Annotated in this window: 5 protein-coding genes and 5 pseudogenes; 7 read left to right on the top strand and 3 right to left on the bottom strand. The window is 56.6% G+C overall.

The window, feature by feature from the left end:
- The first annotated feature begins 44 nt into the window (after positions 1 to 44).
- The 5 genes and pseudogenes from AC1DFR_RS20730 to AC1DFR_RS20710 all read left to right on the top strand — a co-directional run.
- Positions 45 to 2,402, top strand: a complete 2,358-nt coding sequence (locus AC1DFR_RS20730) for a glycosyltransferase (protein ID WP_476874354.1) — start codon at positions 45 to 47, stop codon at positions 2,400 to 2,402.
- Positions 2,399 to 3,802 carry a glycosyltransferase family 2 protein gene (locus AC1DFR_RS20725; protein WP_476874353.1) on the top strand — a complete coding sequence of 468 codons (1,404 nt, stop codon included), beginning with the start codon at positions 2,399 to 2,401 and terminating at the stop codon, positions 3,800 to 3,802. Before AC1DFR_RS20730 ends, AC1DFR_RS20725 begins: the two co-directional genes overlap by 4 nt.
- A 678-nt stretch (positions 3,803 to 4,480) precedes the next feature.
- Complete coding sequence (locus AC1DFR_RS20720) at positions 4,481 to 7,480, top strand: glycosyltransferase (protein ID WP_476874352.1); 3,000 nt, start codon at positions 4,481 to 4,483, stop codon at positions 7,478 to 7,480.
- Between the two features lie 429 nt (positions 7,481 to 7,909).
- Positions 7,910 to 8,125, top strand: coding sequence for a hypothetical protein (locus tag AC1DFR_RS20715; RefSeq protein ID WP_476874351.1), 216 nt, complete (start codon positions 7,910 to 7,912; stop codon positions 8,123 to 8,125).
- A 73-nt stretch (positions 8,126 to 8,198) separates the two neighbouring features.
- Positions 8,199 to 9,158, top strand: a pseudogene (locus AC1DFR_RS20710) (ISL3 family transposase); the annotation flags it as partial.
- Between the two features lie 419 nt (positions 9,159 to 9,577).
- On the opposite strand, the pseudogene AC1DFR_RS20705 reads toward AC1DFR_RS20710, so the two are convergent.
- A pseudogene (locus AC1DFR_RS20705) lies at positions 9,578 to 9,799 on the bottom strand (IS30 family transposase); the annotation flags it as partial.
- 343 nt (positions 9,800 to 10,142) lie between these two features.
- Here AC1DFR_RS20705 and AC1DFR_RS20700 point away from each other — a divergent pair.
- Positions 10,143 to 10,358, top strand: a pseudogene (locus AC1DFR_RS20700) (IS3 family transposase); the annotation flags it as partial.
- Between the two features lie 180 nt (positions 10,359 to 10,538).
- Positions 10,539 to 11,453, top strand: a complete 915-nt coding sequence (locus tag AC1DFR_RS20695; RefSeq protein WP_476874350.1) for a hypothetical protein — start codon at positions 10,539 to 10,541, stop codon at positions 11,451 to 11,453.
- Positions 11,454 to 11,455: 2 nt separating this feature from the next.
- Here the strand turns inward: AC1DFR_RS20695 and AC1DFR_RS20690 are convergent.
- Positions 11,456 to 12,215, bottom strand: a pseudogene (locus AC1DFR_RS20690) (DDE-type integrase/transposase/recombinase); the annotation flags it as partial.
- 166 nt (positions 12,216 to 12,381) lie between these two features.
- Positions 12,382 to 13,005 (bottom strand): annotated as a pseudogene (locus tag AC1DFR_RS20685) (transposase); the annotation flags it as partial.

The raw sequence follows: 13,005 nt of genomic DNA, 5'->3' as shown, positions 1-13,005 counted from the left end.
CGGTTTAAGAAGAATTTTCCGGAGATTACAGGACAAACGATCTGATGAGTGGTTCAGCAGGTAACGAAGGACTTAGAGCTGCAAATATTGCCCACCGTCAAGGTCACTTGGATCAGGCCGGAGTGCTGTACGCAGAGGCACTAGGCCGGCTTCCCGCCCTCCGCGATGCTGTGGAGTTCAATTTGAAACTTATGGCGTCGAGGGGATGGCGGGGCCCCGGTCTGGCTCTGTTCGAGCTGGCTGTGCTGCAGCCCGGCATCTACTGGCAGCGTCTCGCGCTACTGATGGACGCCGTCAACTTTAGGGGTGAGCACCGCAGAGCGATAGATCAGAGCGAGACGGCCATCGACAAGATTCTCGGGGACTCTCAACGTAACGGGGAATCCCCTTGCAACCTTAAAGTGTCGGTGATTATGCCGGCCTACAACCGGGCCCAAATTATTGCCGACAGCATTGATTCCGTCCTGAACCAAGATTACGAGGGTTTTGAACTAATAGTCGTCGACGACGGTAGCAGTGACGCTACTCGCTCGGTCGTTGAAAGTTTCACTGACGCTCGAGTCCGCTATGTCTATCAGGAAAACGCGGGGGCAGGGGCAGCCCGCAACGTTGGGCTAGCTGTTTCGACCGGCGACATAATCACGTATCTGGATACCGACAACCTTTGGAACCCTCGTTACCTGAGCGTTGTCGTCAGGACTTTTGAGATCAACCGGGGAAGTTCTGCCATGTATGCGGACTTCATTGATTATGAAGTCCGCGCCAATGACACGATCAAATTGCGGTCATATCGCCGCCCCGAGTTCGACCACGAGTCACTTCTTCTAAGGCCCTACATAGACTTGAATACCTTTGCTCATCGTCGTGAAATGTATGAAGCACTTGGCGGCTTTGATGAGTCGCTGCGGCGCCGTCAGGACTATGACTTAGTACTGAAGTACACATGGTTGCGGGACCCGTTGCATGTGCCCGTAATTGCCGCCCTGTACCAGCGGGATGTTCGGCTAAATCAGATCACGAGGATGCATAGAGATGACGATACTAGTCCGACCCGGATTAAGCAGACGATCCAGTCCTATTTTAAATCGGGGCTTCCTCTGAATCCCCAGGCGAAAAGAATATCTGTAATCGTTTGGGGCCGGTGCATGGACCACCTCTCCAAGCCTTACGCCGTCGCTGAAGCTTTGGCCAAAACCCATGAAGTTGAACTCGTTGCTTTCGATTTTTTTGATGAATGTGTCTTTGAACCGCTAATGAATGCCAACCCTCCCTTTGTCACTAAATGCCTGAAGGGGAGTGATTTTCCGAGTTTCTTCCACGCCATGGACGCCGCGGTGGAAGCAGTCTCGGGCGAGCTGATGTACGTCATAGAACCGCGACTACCCAGTTTCGGTCTTGCCATGCTAGTGAACGAGAAAAGGAGCACTCCGTTCATTCTGGGAATCGATGACTTCGAGACCGTGGTTAGCGCGCCGCGAATCGGTGATCTGCTTGCTGAGATGGATTTCCAGAATGGTGACATCACTGACAATGAATTACTCAAACCGTACTCATTGGCATGGTCCGGTCTGCTCGATCCTCTTGCTAAACGTGCGCCAGTTCTTATGACGGATAATAGTGGCCTCGATGACCACTACGGCAATTCCTCAATGTACATGCGGAACCTTAGAGATGAGGAAGTTTACGATCCTGAGCGATTTGATCGCGAGCAGGTGCGTCGGGACCTTGGGTTCGCTAAGGAAGACCGGGTTATCCTCTTCGATGGCCTCATCCGCAAACACAAGGACACACATGAGCTAGTTGAACTTATCGAGCGTCTCGGGGACGAACGATATAAGTTGCTGTTCATAGGCTCGTCAGTTACGCCCGGTCAGGAGGCGATCATCAGCCGGTTGGGCGATAGAATAGTGAACCTGCCTTCACAAGATCGGGAAGGAGCAGCGAAGGTTAACCTTGCCGCAGACGTAGTTGTTCTGTGGCTAGACCCGGCTGTCCCTGCCGTCCATTACCAATTCCCGTACGGGGCCACTGACGCGTTCGCAATGGGCACATCGGTTATTGCTAATAGCATCTCTGAATTAGGTGACCTTGGTCGTCAGAATTATCTTTCCTTGGTTGATTTTGGAGACTGGGATGGACTGCTAGCGGCGGTGAGGAATGTGTTCGACGATCCCAGGGGCGCGGGAGCCATGACAGAGGCCGCGCGGCGACTTTACCTGCGGCAATTCTCATATACCGCGGCTAGGGCCAACGTAGAGATCGCCAAAATCCGACTGGCGTCCGTGGGGGACGCTCCATATTCCATATCAGTTGAGTTCGGCGAGGCATATCGGCGAATGCGGAAGAACCTTGAGCCACTCCTGCCGACGCCGGTGGCCGGTGTGAGATCATCTCCGGTATGAATCGTCCCACATCATCCTTCGCCTTAGCTAACCTTGCCTTGCGGGAGGGGCGCCTAGAAGATGCCGTCTTGGGATACTCTGCCGCGAGGGAAGCTACGCCTGCCCTCGGGATTCACATCGATTTCAACCTGGCCTATTTGGGTAGCCAACTCCAAGGGGATGAAAGATCACGTGTTGTTGTGGCATCGGCGGAATCACCAATTTCGAAGGAACGTATTCCCGCTGGGACGACACTCGTTATAGTGATTGCGAGGTCGCTAGCAGAGGCGCGTCAAACCGCTCGACTATTATCCAGGAGAGCAAGTGTTGCCATTAGTATTATGGTGCTAATTCAGACTAGTAGAACAACTTCACTGGCGAAAGTTATTGCCGGCATTCTCAATACTACCCAGGCTAAATATTCTCTCATTGTAAAAGCGGGCACACTTCCTGGGGCGGACTGGCTTGAAAACGCGCATAAAGGCGTGCTCGACGGTGCTGCCGAGGCGGTATATGCAAACACGGGTCGCCTATCTAGCAACGAAGACAAGAACCAAAGTTGGCTGAACTTATTTGCCTTGACCCCAGCATTACAAAAAGCAGTGCTCGGGCAAAATAGTGCTGTCGAACATAAAGTTGAGATGGATTTTTTGCTGGTGGACGTTCACCCTACACCAGCCAGTCCTGCGCGATTCGACCCGCCCAAAGAACCGGTACACATCGTTTCTACCCAGGCTCTGCTTCGTGGTGACTCGTTTCTGTTCACTAAGAACGTGTGTGTCGTTATGCCCTGTATAAGTCTTGAAACCGGACGCCGGACGGCCCGTCTACTTGCCGAACGGTCCGGCTTGCCTGCTGATTTTGTACTGGCAGTCGATACCGGTCGAAAAGGATTTATCCCTACGCTCAACCAGGTTGCCCGACGGAGTTCTGCTCAGTACATTGTCTATCTTGCGCAGGATGCGTGGCCGGGCGACGATTGGTTACGTAGCGCTTATGACCGTATTCGTCACGAGCAGAAGTCCTTGTTAGCTTTCAACTGCGGCAAGTGGCACGGGAGGGTTGCGGCGTTTGGAATGGTGGAAAAATCTTGGGCATACAGCCTCTATGGTGACGAAATTCTGTTCGGAGGGTATCAGTCCCACCGGGCTGACAACGAGCTTACGGTGATCGCTCGTGCGCAGAACAGGTTCGTTTATGCCCCCGAATGTGTTCTCGTCGAGAATGATCCCGATAAGGTTTTTCGGCGATCCGAGCGCGAGGCGGGCCATTTCAGACGGGAGGATGCGCGGTTGTTTCGACAGCGGTTCCGCGAAGGTTTCTATGGCCTGGCGGACCGGGGTTATCTGGAGGATCTGCACGATGAGTACTTGAACTTGCGCGCGCACTACGCGGCGAGACGCAGGGCAGAGATCAGCTGATGCGTAGTTCCTGTCAAGGGTGTGGGACTTGTGCGGGAGTCGACAAAGTGAAGATCGACGGCCTGAGTCGATGTGATCTGCGCATCCACGGGGGCTTGCGTAGAAGCGGCCGGGGCGAAATCCGGCTGGAGTGCGCCGGCTCCGTGGTAGTGTCGCAATGCTGACAATCTGGTGGGTGACCGACCGCTTGGGTGTCGGGATCGATTAGAATCGTGCTGGAGTTTTCGTGGCTTTTGGTCCGGTGTGTACCTAAGGGGAGGAACCGTATGTGGAAGATTTTTGGCGGAGAACTTGTTGCGGTTGCGTCCGATCACCCTAGATGACAGCCGACAGTTGGCGCCGGCCCATGACATATCGGCGACCAATACACTGACCGCTCGAACAACCGGGCCTGGCAACGATGGCCTCAGGCGTTAGGCAGCAATAGGAGATTTCAACGACCGTGTGCAATTCCTTAGCCAGCCGTTACAGAATCGTACTCAGTGTATCGAAATCTTTCAATCAACGCTTATACCCATTGGATAAACGAAAGTAAACGTACTTTTCGACCCCACCAGCCTTCCCGGGTCACTGGTTCGCGCCCGATGCAGTGTCCAACTTTGAATGAACATAAGGAAAATACTTTTGGATAGTCAGCAGTTGAATACTGGCGCTTTCGCGTCAAGAAGTCGACGAATAGTGGACACTAAAGTTTTTGACGCCGAATACTATTCCGCAGAAGCCGGTCAGTTTTTTGAATCGGACATGGCTGCGGCAGAGCATTTTGTGCAGTTTGGCATGAAGTCCGGTTTGAGTATCCACCCCCTCTTCGATCTGGGCTATTTCCCCCAAGCATTCCGGGCTCGGTATCAGGCCGGTGATGTGGATTATGTTCTGGCGTATCTCAAGAGCGAGAAGTCGCGAACGCATCTTTGGTCCAACTTGTTTGATCCGTCGCAAATCACAGATGCGAAGTCAGATGGTTCCCGGCTGCTGGCGAGATTTCGATCGAGTACTGATCCCTCTCTTCCCCTACCAGAAAACTTCGTCGGCTTCGCCCCGACGTGGAAGGAGGCAAGAGACGTACTCATTAATCATGCACGGACGGCGAGATCCTATGAGATGGCCAAGAAGCCGCTGAGGCATAGAACTTGGTCCCAGGAAACCGAAGCAAACTGGATCGCCAGAATTGGTGCATCGGCCCTGACGTCTGCTGAGGGGATCCCGGTAGCGTCGATCATCATGCCTGTCTGGAACAGGGAGATGGCCGTGCGGACGGCCATCGACTCGGTCCGGAATCAGACACTTACAGACTGGGAACTCGTCGTTGTCGACGACGGCAGCACGGATAACACGAGAGAAGTCGTGCGTGCATATAGTTTGATTGATCCTAGAATTCGTTTGATTGAGGCCGATCATCAAGGCGTGTGTGCTGCGCGCAACAAGGGGATCGCTGACGCTTCCGGTGAGTATGTGGCGTTCCTCGACTCTGATAACACTTGGCGTCCGGACTTCCTTCGATTAATGGTCTCGGGCTTGCGTAGCGGATCTGCTAGAGCCGCCTACTCGGCCGTTCGAATGCTAAATGAGCGACAGGAATATATGGGGCAGCCAGTCGACTCTAAGCAGTTGCTGCTGCGGAATTACGTGGATCTGAATGTACTGGTGGCTGAGACAGGCCTAATTCGTCAGATTGGCGGCTTTGATGAGGCGTTACGGCGGTGGGTAGATTATGATCTAGTCCTACGTATTGTCGTTGAATCTCCAATATCCTACTTCCCATTCATCGGATGCGACTATGTTGATGATGATAATGATGATCGGATCACACGCACCGAATCAATTAACTGGCAGTTTGCCGTTATAGGAAAAAATATCGGCAATTGGCTCAAGCCGGATATATCATCTACACTGTCGCATAAGCCGAACTTATCGGTGGTCGTACGGGCGTCCGGTAACATTTCACGGGCTGTCAAGAATATACGTTGCCTGGTTGAGTCCAACAACGTAAAGCCTTGGGACATTGTGCTTATTGACGAGGTCGATGAGCTGAGGCATTCTATCCGGCTCCGCGCTGCAGTAACGGGGCTAGCGGGAATTAGATATATCAAGCTTCCACGCCGATACACTGATGCCATTGCGTTCAACGTCGGCGCAGCGCACTCCGAGGGATCAAACATTTTGTTCCTCAAAGACGGTGTAGAAGTTCGAGCCGATAGTGTTGAAAAAATGCTGGCTCAGTTCGACCATGCCGCGGTCCTTGCCGTCCAGCCACTCATTACAGATCCAGCGGGCATAGTCCTTTCTGCCGGGGCTGTTGCCTGCTCCAAAGGCCCGGCTGTGCCCCTCTTCCGTGGCCTCACGATAGCTGATGCTCAGCGTCACAGCGGGCGAGATTTGGATGAACTCTCGCCTGCAGCCTTTCTTGTTCGAGCTGCCACATTCGCAAGCATGGGTGGCTTGAGCGCAATCTTTGAAGGCGACAGCGCTGTTACTCACTTTTTCCGACGTGTTATCGCGGCGTCGCCTGGGAGTCTCCGGACAGAAGCTCATGCCATTGCTGTTGATCATGCCGACGACTCATGGAGTGAGCCCCTCCCGTTGAAGCAATCGGATCTCGAATGGGTAGCAGAATCGATTGAGCCACGTCGCTCGTTGGACGCCCACTACCGGGAGATAGGACTGCATGTGGCACGTGTAGCCACGCCGAGACTCTCGCGACTCCAACCGGCCGTTCCGTTGATTCTGCGCCAACCTTTGCCCGCAGCCAATGAATCGGTTGCTCTAAGGTGGGCAATCAAGATTTGTGCAGACTTCACGGCAGGTGGAGACCGTTGGGGGGATGTCCCTTATGCAGCGGATCTGGCTGAGGCACTTAGCGCCAGAGGGCAGGACGTAGTGATTGACCGGGCACAGGCATTCACGCGGCGAAGCAACTACTTGGATGATGTAGTTTTGGTCATACGTGGACTCCACCCCTGCGAGCCGCAGCCTGGTAAGACAAATATACTTTGGGCTATTAGCAGGCCAGATCAAATTACTAAGGCAGAGCTTCAAGGATTCGATATTGTTTATGGGGCATCCCGTATTTGGTGTGAGTATGTTCGTGCGGAATGGGGAATTAATGCCCGATATCTTCCACAGGCCACCAATGCTAGACGGTTCCATCCTGCTCCTCGACCGGATGAAGTCGGTCCCAGGTACGACTTGACCTTTGTTGGAGGTGCACGCGATCCGCGTGGCCGGAAGGTCGTAGCGGATTGTGTTGAAGCGGGTTATTTAGTCAACGTTTGGGGACCACGTTGGGAACGCTTTGTTCCCGCCGACATGATTGTTTCTGAATTCATCGATAACAACAGGCTTGTCGAAATCTATAGTTCTTCTCGAATTGTCCTCAACGATCATTTTGATGATATGGCGAATTGGGGATTTGCGAACAATCGACTCTACGATGCTGTGGCATCGGGTGCGAAGGTGATCAGTGATGAAGTTGACGGGGTCATGGAGATATTCAAGGGTGCGGTTCAGACTTACAGGAACTCCGATGAGCTAATTGCGCTCCTTTCTGATTCTTCACTCTTCCCCAATGATGAAGAAGTTGCTGAAATCAGCGACGAAGTTCGGAAATATCAAAGTTTCGATCGGCGGGCTGAAGTAATTCTGCAGGATGTAATAAATTATCGAAAGAATGAGTCCTAGTAATTCCCTTTCGCCTGCAGGCATTTCGCGAGAATCCTGTTTGCGTGAAGACGATGCAATTCGTTTTCGATCCACGGTTCGAGCCGGTCAGTTGGATTTACGATGCTCTCGGTGTGCATCCGACCCACGCCCAACCCCGGCAGTCCCCGTCTCGATGTCGGATCACAGGGTTCTTCACAGATAATAGTGAATAGATTTCGTGTAGGGGCCTGTGGCCCTGGTGGGATGGCGGCCTTTGGCAGATGAGCATGGTTAGGACCGTCTGATGCCGAGTGCAGAAGCGTGTCCTGATGCTGCTGCGGCGTGTGCGCGAGGAGGGAGGTCGGCTCTCGGTGGTGAATTCGGGCTCGTGTCTTTAGACGCGGAGGGCCCGTAGCCCTGTTGTGATGGATGTTCTTGACGCATTCATCGATGACAGGACTACGAGAATTGACCGAGCTTACTTCCCGCTCCGCTGATGCTGCCACCGCCATTTTCAACCTGCCGTACTACCGTGTTCTTGAAACAGAGATTCTGGGCTTCGGACGGCGCCGGATCCACGTCGAGAGCACCGTCGAATTCGGGTGCCCGGACTACGGTGTGATCGGCACCCGCCGGCATTCACGGCTCTTCGTGGTTGGTGGTGGAACAGGTTCCGTGTCTTGAAAGCTGGAGGGCTCGTAGCCCTGCCGTGATGGATGTTCTCTACGCATTCATCAAGAGTCAGGAGCTACGAGCCTTGATCGAGCCTACTTCCCCGCGCCCGGATGCTGCCACCGCCATCTTCAACCTGCCCGACTGCCGCGTCACCGACACCGAGGTCCTCGCATTCGGGCAGCGACGGATCCACGTGGTGGCCACCGCCGAGCCCGGATGTCCATCCTGCGGCGTGATCAGCGGCCGTGTTCATTCCCGCCGGCCCCAACGTCTCCGTGCCATCCCTGTCGCGGGGCCGGTCGAAGTGCAGTGGGCCAAGCGTAGATTCTTCTGCGATGAGTACTTGTGCCCGCGCCGCACGTTCACCGAGGAGACCGCCCAGGTTCCGCGCCGGGCACGGTCCACCCGCCGGCTACGCGACGCGCTCGTGACCGCCGTGATCGGGTCCGGCAGGGCCGCCGCGGAGGCCGCCGCTTCGTTCGGTGTCTCCTGATGGCTCGTGCAGCGGGCACTGGACTCCGCGGCCCTGACGCTACCGGATGTCGACGCCCTGGCACCGCGAATGCTTGGCATTGATGAACACCGCTACCGGTCCGTGCGGTTCTTCCGCGACCCGGCCACCAGGGCCTGGAAACGGTACGAACCATGGATGACAACCATTGTGGATCTCGACACCGGACAAGTCCTCGGCATCGTGGACGGCCGCGACAGTGAAGGCCTCGGGGACTGGCTCTTCGCCCGCCCCCTGGACTGGCGCCTTTGCGTGCAGGTCGTTGCCATCGACCCGTCAGCGGCGTTCCGCAAGGCCCTGCGGATGTGGCTTCCGCGCACCGCCGTCTGCGTCGACGCGTTCCACTTGGTCAAGCTCGGCAACGACATGCTCACCGAAGTCAGGCAACGGCTCACCCAGCAGGTCCACGGCCGGCGGGGACGCTCCATCGACCCCGTCTGGGCCAACCGCCGGCTGTTCCTCCGGGCCGGGGACACGCTCTCGGACCGGGCACGGGACAGGCTCAGCACTAATCTGCCGACCACTTCCGCAGGCCTGTCCCGGATCATGACCATATCTGGGAAGCGCTTGGTCCGGTGCTCCTTCCGGCGGCGCGGCCGGCGACCAGTCCGTCCGCTGCGCAGCGATACGGCCGGGTCCACGGCCAGATCCAGGCTTCCGCGCCCATACAGGGCCTGATAAACAGTTTCAGGCACAACGTGAATCTCGGGTCGTCCCGGGAAATCAGCGCATAGACGGTTACTGATCCGGCGGGGCTCCAGCGTTGCTTCAAGTGTTTCGCGCACGAACTCCCTCAGCCGTGGGTTTTCGGCGATCTTCCCGGTCCGCTGCCGGTACCGTCTGCGTTCGGCACTGCGCTGAGCCGTCCGCGGACGGTAGTTACTAGACGGTTCGTGAATGTTCCGGCGGATCTCTCGGCTCACAGTCGAGGGACTGCGCCCGAGCTCCCTGGCAATGGCGCGGATGCTGCGCCCGGCATGCAGGAGGTCTGCGATCGTGACCCGTCCTGACTCGGAGAGAAACCGGGCGGAGATCACGACCGGCCTCTGATGCGGGATCGGAGCAACCCTTTTTATGTATCCGAACTTCAGAACAACCGAGTGGCCGTGGCGCCATCGAGTGCCCGAACTACGGCTGATTCCCACGATCTGGCATGTTTCGGAATTGCCCATTCCCTGTTTCATCAGCTGATCATAGTGAGCCCGTGCAGCGTTCTTTCGAGGGGCGCCCCGGGACTTCCTTGGTCTTTTCATCTCTCCCAATTGCAACTCCTAAAAGCTCAGGTGTTGCAACGACCACTAGACGCCAAGCGGTCACAATGGGTCAGTTCCGACTGTCACCGACCGGTTATGGCATGCACGGCCGTGTACGTGTGGGTGCGGGGGTGTGTGTCGACTCCGACCACGAACTCATATTCTTCGGCAAAGAACGCCACAGTTCATCTCCTTATTCTAGGTGAACCGGACAGGTTCCAGGAGCCTGTCTGGGGTCGCGACGGAGACGCATCCATAGCCCGCGAACAACGCCGCGATGGAGTCGTTCTTCTCGCAGCTGCAGAAGAACGTCCTGGACCGTTAGAGGTGGTTCACACGGCAGGAGTTGCGGAAGGAGATCACGCACGGGATCGAGCGGACCTACCACCGCGTCCTACAGCAGCGACAGCGACGGCTGGGAAAACTCACGTTCATCGAATATGAAACTATGAATCGGACTGCGCTCACAGCGGCCTAAGACCCATCAATAAACAACAGCCAGGCAGTCCCTGAGCTCCGAATCGTTGGGAGGGCGCAGGCTACGAGAGACCGCGCGCTGCTTGACTGATAGGGTAAAGGGCGTCTAGTTGCCCAAGTCGGGATAGGTTGCATCGTGGCCGTCTGCCGTCGCCCGATACATTCAGAAGTGGAGTCATAGTTGGCGGAATTTCGTATCGAGTTTTGGCCCCCACCCGCTCCCCAAGCACCGATTGCTTTCCTTACGATGGCTAGGGACGAGACGTTTATGATGCGAGCATGGATTGAGAACGGACTCCGAATTTACCCCGAGGCGGAATTCTTTGTCCTGGATCATGCCTCCGAGCCTGACCTTGCTAGCACATTGACTAAATTCACGGATGGACGAGGCGTAAAGATCAACTTCGTGCGTCTTCCGCCGGTGCCCTTCGACGACGATTTCAAGGCAATGGCGCTGACAAGTTTTGCCAAGGTATTGCTTCAATGCTATGAAATCGTCGTCACAACAGACTGCGACGAACTGCTAGTGGGCTTGGGTCTGCGGGACAGTGAAGTGCTGCCAAAACTCCGCTCACTTGAACGCATAGCTGCTCCAATCGGGTTTGAGGTCGTTCAACACATTTCCAGAGAAGGCGCTTTCGATCCCTCCGCAAAGATCGAGTTACAGCGCGCCTACGGGTTTATGACATCCGGTTACACGAAGCCGGTCATCTGGAAAACGCGTTCTGAATTTAGCGCCGGACTACACTCGGTTCGCGATGATTTCGAGTATGTGCCCACGTTAGGACTGCTTCATCTCAGAAGTGTAGATGAAAGTATCTCGGAAAGCCGGGCGACTCAAAGGCGCGAGGTTAAACTTTCGCCTAGCCAACTCCAGGCGGGACGTGGAGGCCATTGGCAAAGGCCGACTGAAAAGAAGGTCAACTTCTTCGAAAAGCTCAAGTCGTTGGACAATATTCCTGAGTATCAGGATGTACTCTCCGATTTCATGGGTCCCCTTGTAGAGACGCACAGAAAGAGTGATAGCGGCTTCTACGGGCATAATATAAGCCAGACATCAGGCTTCTGCCGCATTGGAGACATCTTGTACGTCTAACCACGCTCGCGGAGGTTGGTGTCCTTCGGCACGATGTCGGCCTTGGCGAGCTTCACGGACGCTTCGACCCCGCCCTTGGTGGCAGGGTCCACCGGCTGGCAGGTCGCACGGTCACCCCGTAGCGCCGGGCGAAGTCCAGGGTCTGCTGGTTCCGCACCGGAACCCCGGCAACATGGGCGGTGGTGACGGTCTTCTCGTTGTCCGTCAGTACATACGTCGGTGCCCCGTCCAGGATGCGGAAGCACCGGTCCAGGGCAGCGAACACGCTCGGCGCGGTTCTGTCTTTGAGCGGGATCACGATCCGGAAGCGGGAGAACGCCAGCCAGGCCACGAACAGGATGGTCTTCACCCCCGCCGATCCGCGGCCCGTCGCCGAAGTAGTACTGCAGCCACAAGCCCGGCTCGGTAATCCACGGCCGGTGCACGAGGGTATGGCCCAGCCGCCACGCCGCCTTGACCTGCGCGATCGCGCGGCGGGTGGAGCGTTCCGAACCCGTGTAGCCCAGGGCGAGGAGCTTCTCGTGGGCCTTGTCCGCCCGGATCCGGCCCTTGGATCGTTCGATCCATTCCTCGATCTTGGGCAGGTACCATCCGTGACCCGGCCGCGGGCCGCGGGTTCCCCGATCGGCCGGCCAGCATCCCGCGCGGCGACGCGATTGGCAACGGTGTGGTGCGAGCAGCCCGTGAGCTCCGCGGTGGCGCGCAACGATCCGGTCAGATCGTAGGCAGCAAGATTTTCATGATTTCTCCGTCAGACTTCATACAGGGCCTCTTCCTGGTTCGCTTTTGGTGCGCTTAGACACCGTCATCAAACCCCGGGGAGAGGCCCCCACCGCTTAAGACGCGGTCGGTTCAGTAAGGAAGCGGGCAGATCTCATGGCCACCGGCGGGCAGTTCTAGTGTCATGCCGCCGTCCGGACGGCACTTCTCATGAGAATAACCGATTTGTAGTTGGCCGGGTTCCGGTAGCCGCGGGGGGTGCCTCTAAGGTTTTCGTCAAGCCGCTGGGGTTTAGCCGTCGTTCGTAGAGAGTGCCGTCGCGCAGCATGGCGTAGAGGGTGTCGCAACGGCGGCGGGCGAGGGCGATGAGGGCCTGGTTGTGGCGTTTGCCTTCGGTTCGTTTGCGGTCGTAGTAGGCCCCTGGATGGCGGGTCCTTCAGTGCGGCGAAGGCGGAGAGGAACAGGGCTCGCTTGAGGATCTTGTTTCCTTTCCGCGATGGGTGGTCGCCGCGGATGGATGTCCCGGATCTCCAGGTCACTGGGGCGGGGCCTGCGTAGGAGGCCAGGTGTCCTGCGGATGCGAAGTCTTTGCCGACTATCTCGGTGAGTATCCGTGCTGCGGTCCTGACGCCGGCCGCCGGGAGTGACGTCAGGACCGGGTGAAGAGGGTGGGCCTCCACGAGGGCCTCGACCCGGGTGAAGACGGTGTCCCGGGACTCGCGGATGTCGGCGAGCATCCGGGCCAGTTGGGGCAGCACGATCGTGGCCGCGTTCGTCCCCACGACAGTGACTGTTTGCTGGCCGAGTGCGTCGATGATTTCGCCGGCAAGGC

Source organism: Arthrobacter sp. 05T410 (assembly GCF_056396505.1).
The sequence above is the reverse complement of the archived record's forward strand: the minus strand, read 5'-3'. Positions and strand labels throughout refer to the sequence as shown.

Coding starts and splice junctions, on each gene's coding strand:
- AC1DFR_RS20725 (WP_476874353.1), top strand. CDS start 2,399: ATGAATCGTCCCACATCATCCTTCGCCTTAGCTAACCTTGCCTTGCGG.
- AC1DFR_RS20730 (WP_476874354.1), top strand. CDS start 45: ATGAGTGGTTCAGCAGGTAACGAAGGACTTAGAGCTGCAAATATTGCC.